This window comes from Winogradskyella ursingii (assembly GCF_013403975.1).
In the GTDB taxonomy this organism is placed as follows: Bacteria; Bacteroidota; Bacteroidia; order Flavobacteriales; family Flavobacteriaceae; genus Winogradskyella; species Winogradskyella ursingii.
In genome coordinates, this window is sequence record NZ_JABFDH010000003.1 from 88,826 (window position 1) to 108,312 (window position 19,487).

Below are 19,487 nucleotides of genomic sequence, written 5' to 3' on the forward strand. Positions count from 1 at the left end.
CTGATAAGGGGAATAAAATTTTCCGTTAGACTTATCCAAATTTAGGATATTATTTTCAAATTGTGAGTCTGGACATGCGAATGGTTATTTTGTAAAGCCCTAAGTGAAATTTCCAATCCTTAAACTTAAAGCCTTATTTAGTTTCCAACGCGCTGATCTGGCTGGCGACGTTGATCGTATTTAAGATCTTTCAGTAAATTAGATTTTATTCCGATAAAGAAATTCCAAGAAGATCGATCACTAAATGGAATCCAAGTAAAATTCATTTTCCAGCTTAACAGGTCACGTTCAAATCTTAATTGGGTATACGTAAAACCTTTGTTTAAAAAATCATAACCCGACGAGGCACCAACGCTCCAACGAGGCGATAACTCCACATCTCCAGAAAACATGAGCGAGTTGGAAGAAATTTGATCTTCTCGTCTCGTATTAGAATAATTTACTGCATAAGCTAATCTGAGGTTCCAAGGCAAGCTATAGTTGTAAAACTCAGTATTTTCCTTTTCTTTGTTTTTATCTTGATCGTCGTCATCTAACCTTCTATCTGCAAAGTCTTGACTTTTCCCGAAGAGATCATCGGTTCGGCTATTGGTGGTTGTTGCATTACGCTCAGCTTCCTGATCTAAACCTTTATCTATATTACCACGTTTAAACGTTTCATTAGATAATGAATAGGCAATATTTAAATTAGCAGAAGTCATTCTAAACAAACTGCCACCATTGTCTATATTAAATGTATTGATTTTAGTGTTGTTGTTATCTAAAGCGTATGGATCTAAGGTCATCCCAAAGTTAATGCTCATTTTTTTATTTAAAATTTGAGTACCACCACTTACTCGAACCGGACTAATATTAAGTGAATCTGCAGCCAGATCGTAAGACGTTGTAAAATTCAGGTTGTTTAAAATAAAAACTTTTTCGGGTTCTGTTTCTGTGGAATCGCGCGAACGTACCTTAGCTTCAATATTATTTCCTATTGAAAGTCCGACATTGCTAGAGTAGCGATTACCTGGTCTTCCGAACAATGAATTTTCAAACCTTGTGTACTCCACTTGGTCGCTCGTTGTGCCGTCGGCATCAATAACGTCGTATGTTTCATAATATTGATCAAATGCAGGTGTAACACTATAGCTCAAGGAAGGTCGCATAACATGCCTTATAGCCTGGATTTTTCGGCCTTTTCCTTGTTTGTCAAAATTAAACAATCCATAAACTGTCGTACCAACACTGGCACCAAAATTATAAGTTAAAAAACGGTCAAAACCATTAACATCTATCGGAGTTGAAGTTTCTCCTTCAAAAATATTGCTGCGCCTTGTGGTTTTTAATGTCCAAGTTTCTTCGAAATTTGCGTTGGCACTTAAACTAAAATAATCAAAAACTTTAAAATTGGTTGTAACAGGTATGCTATGTCTCATTCCTGCAAGTGCGTCGTCGAACATTTCACTTTTACCAAAAAGAGAATCTACTGTATTAATTCTGTATTCTCCTCTTGTATTATATTGAAAGTTGATATTTTGAATAGCTCCTTTTTTAACTCCAGTTTCTGGAGCAAAAGGGAAAATTCTGCTCACAGAAGCTTGCAATGTTGGCAGTGTGAGGTTAATTTGCTCAGTATTGGTGTTTTGCGAATGTGTTGCTGTTAAACTTAAATTTACTTGAGGCTCACCTTGAAATGTTTTGGAATACGACACCGATGAAGCCAATGTATTATTAAGAAAACTATTTTGATTGATTTGATTTACTGATTGCTGATAATATTGACTACTACCTAAGTTGACTGAAGCCGAAAATCGAGAGTTTGGATTAGCCTTGGCATCTTGCGAATGAGACCACCTTATATTATAAATGGTACGTTGGCTAAAGTCTGGGAAACCACGTTCGCTATTAAGAAGGTTTTCATACCTAAAACCTACATTACCTCTAAATTTATAACGTGCGGCATAGTTGCTTTCTAAGCGAATACCATAACTGCCGTTAGTGTAATAATCTCCCAAAGCCGCCAAATCAAAATAATCGCTAATTGCAAAATAATAGCCGCCATTTTGTAAAAAATACCCTCTATCGTTCCCTGTGTCCTCACCAAATGAAGGGAAAATTACACCCGAAGTTTGTTTTTTAGACATCGGGAAATACGCAAAAGGTATTGCTATTGGTGTAGGTACATCATAAATATACATTTGGCTCAGACCTGTCACAACCTTTTTATTAGGTACAATCTTGGCCTTTTGCATTAGAATATAATATTCCGGATCTTCTAAATTTTCTGAAGTTGTAAATTTCCCTTTTTCGATAAAATAAACAGAATCATTCTCTTTTTTTGTACGTTCTGCTATAATGGTCCCTCCACTTTGCTCAGTAACCGAATTAAAAATCAAAGCTTTCTTTGAATCTGTATTAAATATAATAGAGTCTGGCTCAATAACATTGGCACCTTGTGTAAATACTGGTTTTTGGGAATAACCTGTAGAATCTTTCATCCTACCAGCATACACTGTGTTTTTTCCGTAATCAATCACAATGATACCTGCCTTAATTTCCATATCCTGGTAATTGATCTTCGCCTGATTGTACATGTAAATTTTTTGCGAAATTAATTCCGTAACCACGCTATCTGTAGCAGTATATTTTACTACATCTTTTAAAAATTCATTGTTTTTTACGGAATCCTGCTTTACAGAGTCAATTTCTTTGGTAATTATAGGTGGTTTAATAATTGAGTCCAATTGAATTTTACCAGAGTCTCTTACTTGGGTGGGAGGTATTTCTTTACTCTTTTTTGGTAATTCTTGGGCGAAGCTAAAAGTGTTGATAAACACTGTAAAACTCAAGGCAAAAAGTATGTGTAGGCTGTTTGTACGCAATCCTTTTAAATGTATTTTTGTAAAAGTATGGCTCGGTTTTTGAAACGCCAAAATTACATATATTTTTTATGTATAGTTTATTCTGCTTATTAAAGTTTAAAAATACACTTTTAAGTCACTGAACTGTGTAATAATCCGAGTTTATAAACCGTTAAATCAAATATGCAAACGAGAACCAAACATATATTAGTATTACTGACACTTACATTTATCACTTCTTTAACATCAGTTAATAGACTGTATGCTCAAAAAGATAAATTTGTAGTGGTTTTGGATGCTGGACATGGAGGTGGAGATTCAGGAAATAGAGGCAATGGGTATTTTGAAAAAGATATTGCTCTCAAAGTAGTTTTGGAGGTTGGTAAAGCCTTGGAACAAAACCCAGATATAAAAGTCATATACACCCGAAAGAAAGATGTATTTATAGAACTTTACGAACGTGCTAATATTGCTAACAAAGCAGATGCCGATCTATTTGTTTCAGTACACTGTAACTCTGTTGCAAATCCTAAACCTTTTGGTACAGAAACTTTTGTCTTGGGAGAAAAGAATACCGGACGTAATTTTGAAGTCGCCAAACGTGAAAACGAAGTTATTTTTTTAGAGGAAGACTATAAACAAAATTATGCTGGTTTTGATCCTAGTTCACCCGAATCTACTATAGCAATTGGTATCGAGCAAGAAGTATATGTTGAGCAGAGCATTGTATTGGCTCGTAAAATTGAAGATAATTTTATAGGAAAGGCAAAAAGAAAGAGTAGAGGTCTTAAACAGGCCAGTCTATTAGTAATACGAAATACGTATATGCCAAGTGTATTGGTAGAGCTTGGTTTTTTAACCAATAAGAGCGAAGGTGCATACCTTAATACAAAAGCAGGTCAACAGAAAATGGCTCAAGCCTTAAGAGATGCCATTATCGATTATAAAAAAGAGATTGACCAAAATGTTGGGAGTAATATTCTTAACCCTACGGTTGAAAAAATAATTGATGATTATGAGGAACCTTTAGTTTATAAGGACGTCACTTTTAAAGTTCAGATAGCTGCAAGTTCAAAAGATTTAGAACCCAAAGCTTATAATTTCAAGGGATTGAGTGAAATTACCAAAGACAAAGTTGGTAAGCTCTACAAATATTATTATGGTGCAACTTCAGACTATAATAAAATAAAACGATTACAGAACGAGGCAAAAGCCAAAGGATACCAGTCGTGTTTCGTGGTGGCATTTAAAAATGGCAGTCAGATTGCGGTTTCCGATGCATTACAAGATGCTTCAAATTAATTGATGGTCTTATCAAATTTATTCCTAATTTTGTTTTAACCAAAGTAGAGACCATTGAAAATTTCAAGAGAAGTTAAAACTGCAATATTGGTACTAGCTGGCATTGCACTCTTTATATATTTATTCACATTTTTAAGAGGAGACGATTTATTTTCAAATAAAGACGTGTATTACACAGAATTTGATTACAACGCACTTACTCCATCAGCACCTGTAACAGTAAAAGGAAATAAAATTGGTAAGGTAGAAGAGATTAAATATAATTTCGAAACAGGTAAAACCCGAGTTGCCTTTTCAATTGTCCCAGAATTCAAATTTTCAAAAAATAGTTTAGTAAGGCTTTATCAAACTGGCTTAATGGGAGGTAATGCGCTGTCAATTGAAGATTCTAATGATGGTGAATTGGCAGAACCTGGGGATTTTATAAAGTCTAGTGTAAAACCAGGTTTGGTAACCACGTTAGAAGAAGATTTTTCTGGAATCAGTGAAGATCTGGGAACAACGCTACGCACCACAGATACTTTAATGACCAACCTGAATACATTGATAATTGATGATTCGGAAAAAGGTCTAAAACAAGCCATCGCCGAGTTAAATTCAACCTTAAAATCATTTAAAGGTTTGTCTTATTCTGTTCAGAATTTGGTACAGCAGAATGATGAAAAGATTGCTGCGTTATTGACAAATCTTGAAAAGGTTACTAGTGACTTTGGTGAGATTTCGGCAGATTTAAAAGAGGCAGATTTTTCTGCCACGATTCAAAATTTAGATAAAACCCTTACTGATGTTCAAAGCATGCTAGCAGCAGTAAATAATAGTGATGGCACTATCGGGAAGCTACTAAATGATGCTACCTTGTACAACAATCTCGAAGGAGCGTCGCAAGAATTAGAGTTACTCTTGTTAGATATAAAATTACATCCAGCCAGATATAGACGTATCTTGTCTAAGCGTGAAATTCCTTACGAGGAACCAACACAAGAGGAATTAAATAAGAATTAGACCGCTTTTAATATGGAATATTTACCACAAATACTTTTTGCCATTGTGCTCGTTTTGGGTATTGGTTATTTTGCCCGAAACATCCAAAAATTAATCCGGAACATAAAATTAGGAAGAGCGGTTGATGCTAGTGATAATAAGTCACAACGTTGGGCAAATATGGCCCGAATTGCATTGGGGCAAAGTAAAATGGTAAAACGTCCTATTGCTGGTTTTCTTCATGTCATTGTATATGTAGGCTTTATTATTATTAATATTGAAGTGTTAGAAATTATCATAGACGGTCTGGCAGGAACACATCGAATAGGATTAGAGGTGTTGCCAGTTTCAGTTTATGGATTTTTGATAGGTGCCTTTGAGATTTTAGCTTTGTTAGTTCTTGTTTCTGTGATTGTATTTTTGGTACGAAGAAATATATTAAAACTAAAGCGTTTCATGGCCAACGAACTTAAGGGGTGGCCAAAAGATGATGCAAACATCATTCTTTATTTTGAAGTGGTTCTCATGTGTCTATTCTTGATTATGAATGCGACAGACGTTTCATTTCAGCAGTTAAATTCAGGTAATATTATTTCACAATTTATAGCACCCTGGTTTGAAGGTTTTTCTGAAAACACCTTACATACTATTGAGCGCACCGCATGGTGGTTACACATTGTCGGTATTCTCGTGTTTTTAAATTACCTCTATTTTTCGAAGCATTTGCACATATTGTTGGCATTTCCGAACACGTATTTTGGCCGCGTGATTCCGCAAGGCCAGTTTAATAACTTAGATGCTGTAACTAAGGAAGTGATGTTAATGATGGATCCGAATGCAGATCCTTTTGCAGCACCGGCAGAAGGAGCGGAAGTAGAAGAAGATCCAGAAAAGTTTGGTGCTAGTGATGTGATGGATCTTAACCAAATTCAACTTTTAGGAGCCTATACGTGTACAGAATGTGGTCGCTGTACGGACGAATGCCCTGCCAATAAAACAGGGAAAAAACTTTCTCCTCGTAAAATCATGATGGACACAAGGGACCGTATAGAGGAAGTAGGTAAAAACATCGATGCCAACAACGGTGAGTTTAAGGACGATGGCAAACAATTGCTAAACGATTACACGACACCAGAAGAACTTTGGGCGTGTACCACATGTAATGCCTGCGTCGAAGCTTGTCCTGTAAGTATTAACCCATTGTCTATCATAATGGATATGCGTCGCTATTTGGTGATGGAGCAAAGTGCTGCACCAACCGAATTAAACAATATGATGACCAACGTAGAAAACAATGGAGCACCATGGCCATACAACCAAATGGACCGATTGAATTGGGCTAAAGAAAATTAAAAAAAATAGTTTTTGTGATTAGACTATAAATCCAGTAACTAAGAAAACTAATAAACTCAAAATTATGAGTGAACAATTGAAAGTGCCAACAATGGCAGAATACATGGCCGAAGGTAAACAACCAGAAGTCCTTTTTTGGGTAGGTTGTGCCGGAAGTTTTGATGACAGAGCAAAAAAAATAACAAAGGCTTTTGTGAAATTATTGCACAAGGCTAAAGTTGATTTTGCTGTTTTAGGCGCTGAAGAGAGCTGTACTGGTGATCCTGCGAAACGTGCTGGTAATGAGTTTTTGTTTCAGATGCAAGCGGTCACGAATATTGAAGTTTTGAATGCTTACGAAGTAAAAACAATTGTAACGGCTTGTCCGCATTGTTTCAATACTATAAAAAATGAATATCCATCCTTAGGTGGAAATTATAAAGTCGTTCACCACACTCAATTTTTGAAAGATCTTTTAAATGATGGCAGAATCACAATTGAAGGTGGCAAGTTTAAAGGCAAACGAATCACTTTTCATGACCCATGTTATTTAGGCCGTGCTAATAATGTTTACGAAGCACCACGAGATCTTATTAAAAAGTTAGATGCAGAATTGATAGAAATGAAATCGTGCAAATCCAGAGGTTTGTGTTGTGGTGCTGGTGGCGCACAAATGTTTAAGGATGCTGAACCTGGAAATAAGGAAGTGAATATTTTACGAACAGAACAAGCTCTAGAAACCCAACCAGAAATAATTGCAGCTGGTTGTCCGTTTTGTAACACTATGATGACCGATGGTGTTAAAAACAAAGAAAAAGAAGACAATATTGCTGTAATGGATATTGCAGAATTAATAGCCAATGCCCAAGATTTATAGAGAAATTTCATGATAAAGTGAAGTATGGATTTTTCAAATGCACCAATCGAAATTGAGAACTTACCAAAATTGGATGATACGGAACTGAAACTGATTTCCAGAAAGTATTTAAATGTTATAGTTATAAATACGCTAATAGTATATGTTGTCCTTTTTTCTCTATTAATATCCGCCAAACTTATCAGTGACGATGTCGCTATCCAGCAATACTTTTGGTATCCATTTTTTTCGATTTTAGGCATCATGCTCCTTAATATAGTTTTGGTTGTTTTGGCTTTTCATAAACGTAAATATGCGGTGAGAGACCATGATGTTATTTATTCCAAAGGCTTACTGGTTAATTCAGTAACCACGGTTCCAATTTCAAGAATTCAACATATTGAAGCTTCCCGAAGTTGGTTGGCGAGACAGTTTGGTTTGGCGACCTTAAATCTTTTTACAGCTGGTGAATCGGGTAGCGATCTTAGTATCAAGGGGCTTCCGGAAGTCGAAGCCAAACAAATCAACGATTTTATAAGTGGCAAGGTCAATGGAAACTAATGAATTTTCAGAACCTATCCGTCAATCATCTAAAGGTATCATTATCATTTTTGGTGTCAACTGTTTCCAATTTGTAAAGCGGTTTTTTGTCTTATTCATAGCTTTTGGTGTATCGCTTTTCAGAAAAAGCTCCTTTGCAAATTTGAGTCCTACAATATTGGTTCTGATTTTAATCGGTATTGTTCTATTGGTTTTTGTTTACGCGGTTTTAAAATATCTCAACTTTAAGTTTCATTTAGTTGGCGAGGATTTTCATTTGTCCACGGGAATTTTAAATAAGGACAATACAATTATCCCAAAGTCCAAAATACAGAATGTTTACATCAAGCAGAATTTCTTGCAACAGATTATTAACGTCGTTTCATTAAAAATTGAAACTGCTGGCGATAATAAATCAGAAATTGAAATTAACGCACTCGACAAGCCAAAAGCTTTACGCTTAAAAAAACTTCTTTTTTCAAAAAGAACTACTGACGGAGTTGGTTCAGAAGTTAATGATGAGGAAGTCGATGATGTGTTTTTTAGGGCCAGTGTAAAGCGATTACTCTTGGAGGGTATTTCCCAAAACCACATTAAAAGTTTTGCAATAATAGCCTCGTTCGTATTCGGTCTATATTATGAGTTTGAAGATTTTTTAGTAGAGTTTGGTATTGGTGAACAGATTGAAAATGCCGTGAGCATCAATGAAGAAAGTGTTTCAACAATAATGATTTCGATCATTTTTATAACGATTTTTGTTTTGTTGATTTCAATGGTTTTTTCTGTTGTAAGAACCTTTATCGTTAATTTTAATCTGGAAGTGGTCGAGCATCAAAAAACAGTAGAGATCAACAAAGGACTTTTCAATAAAATTTCTCTGAGCTTAACACCTAGTCGTATCCAAAATTTAGTCATCAAAACCAATCGCTTAAAAAAATACCTTGGATTATATACCTTGTCGGTGAAACAGGCTATGACCGATAAAAAACAACAGAAAAATTTTGTGATCGTTGCTTTGGAGCGTGAACAACTCAATTATTTGGTCAACCGATTTTTGAGTGATTACAGCCTTATCAAAGATAAATACAAACCCGAAAACTACTATCTACGGATATTAGCGCTCGACATGTTTATTTTGACATTCATACTTCATATACCTGCCGTACTAGTCTTTGGTTATAACTTTTGGATCTTAACCTTAGTGATGTTGCCATTTATGGCGATTTATATTTTTATGGTTTACAGAAAGGCTTATTATAGCGTTTCGGACAACGCTGTGACTATTGGAAGTGGTTTTATAGACACAACTACCAATATTCTAGAAATTCATAAAATACAAGCTGTAAAATTAAAACAGTCCATTTTCCAAAAGAGAAGACGAATTGCATCCGTTGTAATTTCTACGGCTTCAAAATCCGTAACCATTTCCTACGTTAAAGAGGGGACAGCAAAAAATATCTATGACTATTTATTATTCTTGGTAGAATCTCAAGATAGGGATTGGATGTAATATTGTACTTTTGAACTTTCAAAAATAAAAGAATTGACTATGCTAGTAGATTTTGATACATTACCCGAAGAATCTCGCGTTTGGATATACCAAGCCAATCGCTCTTTTACGGAAGACGAAATTGAAGAAATTAAAAGTAAACTAGATAATTTTATTGAAGCTTGGACGGCTCACGGTAAAGATTTGCAATCGGGTTATAAAATTGTCTATAAACGTTTTATAGTTATTGCCTTAAACCAAAGCTTAAATAATGCTACAGGCTGTTCCATTGATGCATCCGTACGTTTTATTCAGCAGTTGGAAAAGGATTACAATGTTGATTTAATGGATAAAATGAACGTGTCTTACAAGCAAGGCGAATATGTGGCATACAAACCATTGGTCGATTTTAAGAAAATGGCAAAACAGAATGCCGTTTCAAAAAACACTATTGTTTTTAATAATTTAGTAACGAATATTTCAGAATTTAAAGAAAATTGGGAGGTACCTGCTAGTGAAAGCTGGCACAGCAGATTTATTAAAACATAAACAGTAAATTTTGGGTACAGACATTTTTCTAGTAAATATTTCAGGACAGGATAAACCAGGACTTACTTCTGGATTAACGAGTGTTTTGGCAGCATATGGAGCAGATGTGCTTGATATTGGTCAAGCCAATATTCATGATACATTATCTCTTGGAATTCTATTTAAAATTGAGTCTGGAGAAAAGTCGGCTGCCGTACTTAAAGATTTGCTATTTAAGGCCTATGAGCTTGGTGTCAAAGCAAAATTTAAACCTATTTCGCTAAAAGATTACGAAAAATGGGTGAATCTTCAAGGCAAGGACCGTTATATTGTTACTATTTTGGGAGAGCGTTTAGCGGCAGAACAAATTTCTGAAGTTACTAAAATCATATCAGAAAAAAATCTCAATATTGATTCCATTACGCGACTTACTGGTAGAATTTCACTTACGCAGAAACAAGATTATCCGCGAGCGTCAATTCAGTTATCAATAAGAGGACACATTGATGATAAGACGGCATTTACTTCAAAATTCATGCAGATTTCAAAAGAATTAGATGTAGATATCGCTTTTCAAGAAGACTCAATTTTTAGAAGAAACAGGAGATTGGTTTGCTTTGATATGGATTCTACATTAATCCAGACTGAAGTTATTGATGAGTTGGCTGAGTTGGCAGGAGTAGGAGCGGAAGTACGAGCTATTACGGAAGCAGCAATGCAAGGGGAGATTGATTTCAACGAGAGTTTTAAGAGAAGAATGAAGCTTTTAAAAGGACTTTCTGAGGATGTTCTTGAAAATGTTGCTGAAAATTTACCAATTACTAAAGGTGCTAAACGATTAATAGACACACTTCACAACTACGGATTTAAAACAGCTATTCTATCTGGCGGTTTCACCTACTTTGGTCATTATTTACAGAAGAAACTAGATATCGATTATGTATATGCCAATCAACTTGAGATTAAAGATGGTTTTTTAACCGGAAACTATATCGGAGATATTGTAGATGGGAATAAAAAGGCCGAATATCTTAAGGAAATTGCCAAAAAAGAAGGTATAGATATCAACCAAACCATTGCTGTTGGTGATGGAGCCAATGATTTGCAAATGCTCAATTTAGCTGGCTTAGGTATTGCTTTTCATGCCAAACCAAAGGTTAAAGATAATGCCCAGAGTTCCATTTCGAGTATTGGTTTGGATGGTGTTTTGTATTTACTAGGTTATCACGATCGCCATATAGATTTGGTAGATTAACTTTAAGTTTCCTTTAAAAACTTTATTTTTCTGTTAATTAAGCGGTTTATAAATCTATCTTAAAGTCTTTTTTAGGTCTTATAATTATGCTATTTTGGCATATTATTCGTTATCATTCAATCTAAATTGAACAACCCAAAAACGATAAAATAATTCCAATGCGTCAAATTGCCCTCATTCTTATAAGTATTTGCTTTTGTTATAGCAATGCACAAGACCTCGAAGTTAATCCTCTGCTGTCCGAAGACCCAATTGCACAGCAAAAATGGGTAGATAGCTTATACAAAAGCATGTCTGCAGAAGAACGCGTAGGCCAACTATTCATGGTTCAGATGTTATCCAATGGTAACGGACCATCCAAAAAGCAAATCATTGACCTTATTAAAAACAACCATATCGGTGGAATTATCTATTCCAAAGGAGGTCCGGTGCGTCAAGCTAGACTGAATAACGAACTTCAAGCAGCTTCCAAAGTACCTCTGTTAGTGGGTATGGACGCAGAATGGGGTTTGAGCATGCGTTTGGATTCTACATATGCGTTTCCTTACAATATGACACTTGGTGCGATATCAGATAATAATCTAATTGAGCAAACAGGCCGTCAAATAGGAGAGCATTGCAAGCGTTTAGGTGTACATTTTAATTTTGCTCCAGTGGTGGATATTAATACCAACCCTCGAAATCCAATTATAGGGAATCGCTCTTTTGGTGAAGATAGAGATAATGTAACGGAAAAAGGATTGGCTTTTATGCGTGGTATGCAAAGTGCCGGTGTGCTTGCTAATGCAAAACATTTTCCAGGCCATGGAGATACGGAAACAGATTCTCACCTAACATTACCAACCATAAATTTTAGTGCAAAACGTATTGATTCCATCGAGTTATATCCCTATAAAAAATTGATCAAAGAAGGACTTTCAAGTGTAATGGTCGCACATCTCAATGTGCCAAGTTTAGAGAATAGACCTAACTACCCCTCCTCTTTATCGAAACTTATTGTGACCGATTTATTAAAGGAAAGATTAAATTTTAACGGTTTAATTTTTACAGATGCACTTACTATGAAAGGAGCTGCCGATTTTGATGAAACTGGTGATATTGATTTGGCTTCATTTATGGCAGGAAACGATGTAATGCTTATGTCCGAAAGTGTTTCCAAAGGTTCTAAAAAAATCTTGGATGCGTACAAAAAAGGTAATATTTCTGAAGAGCGATTAGCGCATTCAGTCAAAAAAATATTAATGGCGAAATATAAAGTTGGACTCGATAACTATAGTCCAGTTGGTTTATATGATCTTGGCAACGACCTTAACAGAATTAAGGATGATGTTTTGTATGAAGAACTCATGGAAAATGCCATTACCGTTGCGAAGAACGAAAAATCCCTTTTACCACTTCGAGATTTAGAAACCAAAAAAATTGCCTATGTATCTTTAGGAGATGACGACGGTTCGGTCTTTTTGGATGAATTAATGAAGTACACGAAAGTACATCACATAAAACTTGATAATACCCAAGGCCTTTTTGCTATGTTAAAGAATTATAACACAGTAATCATTGGTTATCATAAACCAAATACCAATCCGTGGGAAAAATTTAAATTTTCAGCAAAAGAAATTAGATTAATCAATGATATTTCTAGGACATCCGATGTGATTCTTGATGTTTTCGCGCGGCCTTATGCGCTTAATGATCTTGAGTCAGTGGAAAGTATTAGGAGTATCGTTGTGAGCTATCAAAATAGTGCTATTTCCCAACAGAAGTCCGCGCAACTTATTTTTGGAGCAATTCCTGCTAAAGGCAAATTGCCGGTGAGCACCGCAAAACATTTTGATGTTGGAGCTGGTGAAACTTATAATGCTTTAATGAGCCTTAATTATGGTTTGCCGGAGCGCGTTGGTATCGATTCAAAAAAGTTAAATAAGATCGATTCTATTGCCAATTATGCTGTTAATAATAAAATGACACCTGGTATTCAGCTTTTGGTAGCACGTAAAGGAAAGGTGATTTACAATAAAAACTTTGGTTATCATACTTACGAAAAGAAAAACAAAGTAGATTTTAACGATGTTTACGACGTCGCATCTTTAACCAAAATATTAGCTACTCTACCTGTTATTATGGAGTTGGAAGAACGTGGTTCAATTTCTTTAAATTCAAAATTAAAGGATTTATTGGCTGAATATAAGGGCACGAACAAAGCTAATATTACTATAAAAAAAATGCTGTCGCATTATGCTCAACTTAAACCTTGGGTACCATTTTACTATGCTACTTTAGATACGGTTACCAAAAAGCCCGACTCAAAATATTACAGAAACGAACGTAGTAAGGAATTTAATGTAGAAGTGACCAATACGTTATTTATGCGTAATGACTATCAAGATTCTATTCAGAAAATTATACGCGATTCTGAGTTGTTGTCGCGTGTGCGTTATCGGTATAGTGATTTACCATACTATATTCTAAAAAAATATCTAGAAAATTTTTATGATAAGCCATTAAGCGAAATTGTTCAAGATAGATTTTATAAGTCTCTAGGCGCAAATTACACAACCTATAACCCTCTGGAAAAATTTAGTTTTAAGGACATTGTGCCAACAGAGATTGATAATTATTACAGATATAAAGAAGTACATGGATATGTGCATGACATGGGAGCAGCCATGCAAGGTGGAGTTGGAGGCCATGCAGGTGTTTTTAGCAATGCTAATGATGTGGCTAAAATTATGCAGATGTATCTCCAACACGGATTTTATGGCGGTAAGCGATATTTTAGAAATGAAACTATTGATAAATTTAATACCTGCTATTATTGTCATGCAGATAATAGAAGAGGTATAGGTTTTGATAAACCACAACTTGGGGAAGAAGGACCAACTTGCGGTTGTCTCTCTTTAAAAAGTTTTGGACATTCAGGTTTTACGGGAACTTACGCTTGGGCAGACCCAGAAGAAGAAATAGTTTATGTTTTTCTGGCAAACCGAACTTATCCGGAAGCTGGAAAAAACCTACTATTAAGGGAGAACATTAGAACAGAAATTCAGCGTTTAATATATGAGTCGATAATCAGTGAGGATCAACCCGAATATGTTAAGCCATAAAGAACCAAAAAATATATGAAAATTGGCATTGTTTGTTACCCAACATTTGGTGGAAGTGGAGTAGTAGCGACGGAATTAGGACTAGAACTTTCCAAACGTGGACACGAAATTCATTTTATAACTTACCGTCAACCCGTAAGATTAGAATTGTTGAGCAACAACGTGCATTTTCACGAAGTCAACGTACCAGAATATCCATTGTTTCATTATCAGCCATATGAGCTAGCATTGTCTAGTAAATTGGTGGATATGGTGAAATTACACGGTATTCAATTGTTACATGTTCACTATGCCATACCGCATGCCTACGCTGCTTATATGGCTCAGAAAATGTTGGAAGATGAAAATATTCATGTACCAATAGTTACGACCTTACATGGTACAGATATTACCTTGGTGGGAAGTCATCCATTTTATAAACCAGCAGTGACCTTTAGTATTAACCAATCTGACGCCGTGACATCGGTTTCTGAAAGTCTTAAAAAGGATACCTTAAAGCTTTTCAATATCAAAAGAGATATTCATGTGGTACCCAATTTTATTGATTTAGAAAAATCTAATCATGCATTTACGGATTGTCAACGAGAGGTAATGGCAGATGATGATGAGCGTATAATTACCCACATTAGTAATTTTAGGGAAGTAAAACGTATCCCAGATGTTATTAAGATTTTTAACATGATTCAAAAGGAATTGCCAGCTAAATTAATGTTGGTAGGAGAAGGTCCAGAGCGAGAAGCGGCTGAGCGTTTAGTCAGTAAATTTGGACTTAAGGATCGCGTTGTCTTTTTAGGAAACAGCAATGAAGTAGATAAAATTTTATGTTTCAGCGATTTGTTTTTATTGCCGTCGCAAACCGAGAGTTTTGGTTTGGCAGCATTAGAGGCTATGGCAAGCAGTGCACCTGTAATTTCTACTAATGCAGGTGGTTTGTCTGAAGTTAACGAACATGGCTATTCAGGATTTTTAAGTGATGTTGGGGATGTTGAAGATATGTCTGCAAATGCCATCAAAATTTTGAAGGACACAAAGGTTTTAAACCAATTTAAAGCCAATGCCAAAGCACAATCCAAAAAGTTTGATCTTAGAAATATTGTGCCTCAATATGAAGCTATTTATAAGAAAACTTTAGAAACTTATTTGGTACATTAAATGAGGTAGAACCAATTACCCTAAAATGGAATTTCGACATTTTAATTATAGTATAAGTAGTAAGTTAGTAGAATGGCTGCCATGTTATAAAATCCATGGGCTACAATAGAAGCTGTCAGTCTTTTTGTTTTTAAAAACAGCAAAGTGTACATAATAGTTGGTACTAAAATATCGAACCATTCTAAACCGTTTGTCGGTAAATGTCCCATAGAAAATAGAAGAATTGACAATAATGCCGAAAACCAAAGACCAACTCTTTCATTTTTAAAAACATCCTTTAAAATATTTATAAAATACCCACGATTAAAAAGCTCTTCTGTAATGCCACCTCCAATTATTCCTAGACTCAAAAAAGATATTGTACCTAACAAACTACCATCGTACATACTCAACATTCCTATAATATCTGCTCGTTGAGCACCACCTGTATTAGGGATAATTATTAAAAATTGCAAGCCCGTCCATATACCTCCAAACAACAGTCCAAATAGAATATCATGTTTCAGATTCTTGAACTTTAACCCAATATATCTGAAGTCCTTTTTTAATAATTTCAGAGAAATATAAAGTAGAAAAGTAATTGTTACAAACTGAAAAACAGCCATATAGTGAAGGTTAATCCCTGTTTTACCACCATTAATTTTTGTAACTCCAAAGTAAACATCTGGTAAAATAAAAAGTAAGTAGCCTATGAATATCGTTAAGACAAAAACAATTAAAGTTTTGGCTTTGCTTACAGCTCTCTGGTTGGTTTTAGTCATAGTTATAAGCGGTTTAAGTTTGTAATAACGACGACTGTGATTGAGATTTGTTACTTTATTTCATTGAGGATTCGTGCCAGTACGAGATATTAAAGTAAATAATTTCCATTGGCCCAATCTATAGTAGGTTTTATCCACTCTTGTAAAGGTTGAAAAAGAAAGCCGTGACTTAAACCAGTATTCAGTTCAACTTCTTTGAAGTTTTCAATTGTACACCTTGAGTTTTCTATTCGTTCAATGGAGGAAACACCAAAGGGATCGGATGATTCATAAATATTGAGAATATTGCCGCAATAATTAATGTCAGGAATATTCTGAATATCACTATGTCTAAAGCTTGCAATAAATACAAAATTCAATTCGGGATTATTAGATAATGTGGAAACATACTGTGCAATATAACAACCTTTTGAAGTACCGACTGTGGTGATGTTATTGGATTTAGTTCCTATGGAGATCAAGCTATCTATTTGTTCGACTACGCGTTGTGCATAAGTTCTGGCATTAACATTACCATTTCTTATTTCACTAATAACCGTGAAGCCGTTATTTTGAAACTCAGCAATGATTTCCTCGTATTTTGTACGTCCAAATTCTGGATGCAATTCATGAAGCTCGTGTGTTTCTAGAAATCTATTGTGCAGAAAAAAAATGAATTTATCTTCATTCTTCGTATGGCAAGAGAGAAGGATCACTAAAAGTAAAACTGCGGTTGATACAGAATCTCTGAATCTTTTAACGTATTTCATATTAATTATTTTATTATGACTTCAAGACAGTTGAAATAATCCTTAATAAAGTCAACAAAATAAATTAATTACTACTGCTTATATTTAAAACTTTTACTTCGGATAAAAATTTCCCATCCTCAGTAACACCTTCAATAAATAATTTGAGATTATTGTTGGCCGGATTATAGATAGTAAAAGTCAAGTTACCATTATGATCAATCTTACAATCTGGAAACCAATCAATCACACCGTAAGTTTTAAAAAAATCATCTTTATACGCTTCATATTTTGGTACGTAGAATCTTTTGCTCTCAGAAAATGTTATAGGAAATTGAAATTGTTTAAATGCTGTACGACTTTTTGATTTAATAAAATCTAGTGAAGTGTAAATTTTGATAACTCCATTAGCACCAAAAAAACCTTCTCCTAATCCATTTTTATTGACAGTTACATAATCTACCGTGTTCATATTGTATCCATAAAAATAGTTTAAATTGGGAATAAGCATGTCATCTAAGTAAACAATTGGTGATTGCGCAGAACCAAATAGAGTAGTAGCGAGCCTTCTAACAATTGTAACATTGCCAGTTGATTCATATGCATAGTATGTAGGAATAAATGAGTTGATATAATTGGTAAAGGTCATATTCATTCTTCGCTTAGCATCATCAAATACATCAATATCACTGAATGCGTCACCCTGTAGCCTTTTAATTTTTTCTATTTTAGAATCTCCTTTTACCAATATCTCTTCTAGCATTTGTGTCTCTTTGATATCCCGTAAAGTAAATGGGGATGTTGACGTGAGCTCAGAAATTGTCGATTGATTTGTGGGTAAAGCTTTTACACTATAATTATACTCAGGTATTTTGGAAGGGAAAAACTGTAGATATAAATTAGGTTGGTCTGCTTTCCCTTTTTTATCCGTTGAACTGATGCCCAAACTTTCATCACCTTCAGGATATAAGCTTGAAACTACAAAACTATTATTGTCTTCAGAGAGGTTTAAGGCAATACCATCATTGTTTTTAAGAGGGTAAACCATGAAATTTTGGTTCTTTTTATTATTCTGATTGGCTTTAAGTAGAATGCCATCTTCAAAAACAAAATTATTGTCGCTCTTATAATTAAATATAGTATTCCAATTATAACTGCTCCATCCTTGGGTAATCAGTAGATTATCGAGTTCGTATTTTTTTCTGCCATCTATATCCGTAAAATAATAATGGGCATTTTCAATATAGCCATTAACATAAGGTTGAAGATAAGATTGGGAGATTATATTTTGGTGCTTATGGTAAGATTTGGTCGCTTCTGGTAAAACTGATATACTAATATTAGAATTTTCTAAAGATGTATCAGCTAAATTTGATATAGGAACCTTAATTTGCATAGAGTCCCTGATTTTTTTAATGGTTGGTAAATCGGTTGTTAATCGCTCTATGCCTTCATAATTAAAAACCATTCGCTCTAACACTGGTCTATTATTTTCATCAAATAGCGTTAAGATGTTTATACCAGAAAATAATTGTTCATTTTCAATTGTTTTTACCGTACTTTTCTCGTTAAAGCTAACACCAATACTTTTTGCATCTTTACCATTATTAATAAGCAGTTGAAAGCGTTTGCCTCTTATTTCTTCTAGAGTCCTATCATTGGTGTTGAGACCTACAACTAACTTTCTAGAAGTATTGGTGATGTTAATGGAAATGCCCTTTGGTTGAATATCATCGATTTTAAAATTAAAATCTTTGTTTAAATGGTTGATTTTAACCAAAAACTCTTGGTTCATTTTAGGATGTAATAAAAACCGTCCTATACCTAATTTACTGGTTTTAAATGTTGTTATTAATTGGTTGTTAGAATCATAAACCGTACCCTCAATATCGGCAACACCGAAGCCTTCAATATTTTTAATAATTACTCCAACTGTGGTTTTAACATCATCAATAAAATTACCACCCTCAGGTAAAAATTGAGCGTCTAAAATATGCTCTGTTACTGTTTTTTTTATAATGGTTTCTTCGTCTGGATTGATGACCTTAAATGATTCTGTATATGCATTTGGCTCATCAAAATTCCTCATCCAATTAGTGTAAGCATTAAATGTGTAGTTACCAGAAGTGAATGTACTATCGATATTAAAAACATTGTGAGCAAAGCCATTGTTTATTTTTATGAGTTTGCTTTTAATCACTTTATTATTTTCATCGCTTATAGTGCAGTATAAATTTTTTGTAAGCTTTGAAGGTATTTTAAGATCTTTATCAAAGACATAAGCACTAAATCCAATCATTTCGCCTTTAATGAAAGTACTTTTATTTAGGTGTGCGTATGTGACTTCTCTATAAGGTGCAGCATATTCTTTTAATGAACCTACTACGTTTTCAAAATTTTTTGACTGGGCATTCAATGGCTCTGTTACACCACTGGATAGTGCAATTGGTATCAAAAAAATTAGAGCAATTTTTATTTTTAGATGTCTAAATAGGTTAGATAATTGCATAATAATTCTTTTTGAAAGTTCTATTTCTAAATTTAATGAAATTTATTACTAAGTTGAATTACGTAAGATAATTTAACATCTAGTCGGAACAAGAACCTATTTCAAAA

14 protein-coding genes are annotated in these 19,487 nt (G+C 34.5%); 10 read left to right on the top strand and 4 right to left on the bottom strand.

Features of this window, described 5'->3' with window-relative positions; translation table 11 throughout:
• Positions 1-137: 137 nt before the first annotated feature.
• The gene (locus tag HM983_RS07780) at positions 138-2,915 is read right to left on the bottom strand and encodes a putative LPS assembly protein LptD (protein ID WP_179344852.1); all 2,778 of its coding nucleotides are present in this window, start codon (positions 2,913-2,915) and stop codon (positions 138-140) included.
• A gap of 111 nt (positions 2,916-3,026) precedes the next feature.
• Here HM983_RS07780 and HM983_RS07785 point away from each other — a divergent pair, with 111 nt between their 5' ends.
• From HM983_RS07785 to bshA, 10 genes are all read left to right on the top strand, one after another.
• On the top strand, positions 3,027-4,145 hold the full coding sequence (locus HM983_RS07785; RefSeq protein WP_179344853.1) for an N-acetylmuramoyl-L-alanine amidase family protein: 1,119 nt from the start codon (positions 3,027-3,029) through the stop codon (positions 4,143-4,145).
• 54 nt (positions 4,146-4,199) lie between these two features.
• The gene (locus tag HM983_RS07790) at positions 4,200-5,147 is read left to right on the top strand and encodes an MlaD family protein (protein WP_179344854.1); all 948 of its coding nucleotides are present in this window, start codon (positions 4,200-4,202) and stop codon (positions 5,145-5,147) included.
• A 12-nt stretch (positions 5,148-5,159) separates the two neighbouring features.
• Entirely contained in the window at positions 5,160-6,479 is a 1,320-nt protein-coding gene (locus tag HM983_RS07795) for a (Fe-S)-binding protein (RefSeq protein WP_179344855.1), read from the top strand.
• Between the two features lie 64 nt (positions 6,480-6,543).
• A complete protein-coding gene (locus tag HM983_RS07800; RefSeq protein ID WP_179344856.1) occupies positions 6,544-7,335 on the top strand; it encodes a (Fe-S)-binding protein in 792 nt (263 codons plus the stop codon).
• 24 nt (positions 7,336-7,359) lie between these two features.
• A complete protein-coding gene (locus HM983_RS07805) occupies positions 7,360-7,875 on the top strand; it encodes a PH domain-containing protein (protein ID WP_179344857.1) in 516 nt (171 codons plus the stop codon).
• Positions 7,865-9,364 (top strand): PH domain-containing protein, encoded by a 1,500-nt coding sequence (locus HM983_RS07810; protein WP_179344858.1) that lies wholly within the window; start codon positions 7,865-7,867, stop codon positions 9,362-9,364. The genes HM983_RS07805 and HM983_RS07810 overlap by 11 nt, the downstream gene beginning before the upstream one ends.
• A gap of 39 nt (positions 9,365-9,403) precedes the next feature.
• The gene (locus HM983_RS07815; RefSeq protein WP_179344859.1) at positions 9,404-9,892 is read left to right on the top strand and encodes an ABC transporter ATPase; all 489 of its coding nucleotides are present in this window, start codon (positions 9,404-9,406) and stop codon (positions 9,890-9,892) included.
• A gap of 10 nt (positions 9,893-9,902) precedes the next feature.
• A complete protein-coding gene (serB, locus tag HM983_RS07820; RefSeq protein ID WP_179344860.1) occupies positions 9,903-11,126 on the top strand; it encodes a phosphoserine phosphatase SerB in 1,224 nt (407 codons plus the stop codon).
• Positions 11,127-11,284: 158 nt separating this feature from the next.
• The gene (locus tag HM983_RS07825; protein ID WP_179344861.1) at positions 11,285-14,230 is read left to right on the top strand and encodes a glycoside hydrolase family 3 N-terminal domain-containing protein; all 2,946 of its coding nucleotides are present in this window, start codon (positions 11,285-11,287) and stop codon (positions 14,228-14,230) included.
• Positions 14,231-14,245: 15 nt separating this feature from the next.
• Positions 14,246-15,382, top strand: coding sequence for an N-acetyl-alpha-D-glucosaminyl L-malate synthase BshA (gene bshA, locus HM983_RS07830; RefSeq protein ID WP_179344862.1), 1,137 nt, complete (start codon positions 14,246-14,248; stop codon positions 15,380-15,382).
• A 41-nt stretch (positions 15,383-15,423) separates the two neighbouring features.
• On the opposite strand, the gene HM983_RS07835 is transcribed toward bshA, so the two are convergent.
• The 3 genes from HM983_RS07835 to HM983_RS07845 form a co-directional block, all read right to left on the bottom strand.
• The gene (locus HM983_RS07835; RefSeq protein ID WP_179344863.1) at positions 15,424-16,143 is read right to left on the bottom strand and encodes a CPBP family intramembrane glutamic endopeptidase; all 720 of its coding nucleotides are present in this window, start codon (positions 16,141-16,143) and stop codon (positions 15,424-15,426) included.
• Between the two features lie 89 nt (positions 16,144-16,232).
• Entirely contained in the window at positions 16,233-16,892 is a 660-nt protein-coding gene (locus HM983_RS07840) for an alpha/beta hydrolase (protein ID WP_179344864.1), read from the bottom strand.
• A 64-nt stretch (positions 16,893-16,956) separates the two neighbouring features.
• On the bottom strand, positions 16,957-19,380 hold the full coding sequence (locus tag HM983_RS07845; protein WP_179344865.1) for a hypothetical protein: 2,424 nt from the start codon (positions 19,378-19,380) through the stop codon (positions 16,957-16,959).
• Positions 19,381-19,487: the final 107 nt, after the last annotated feature.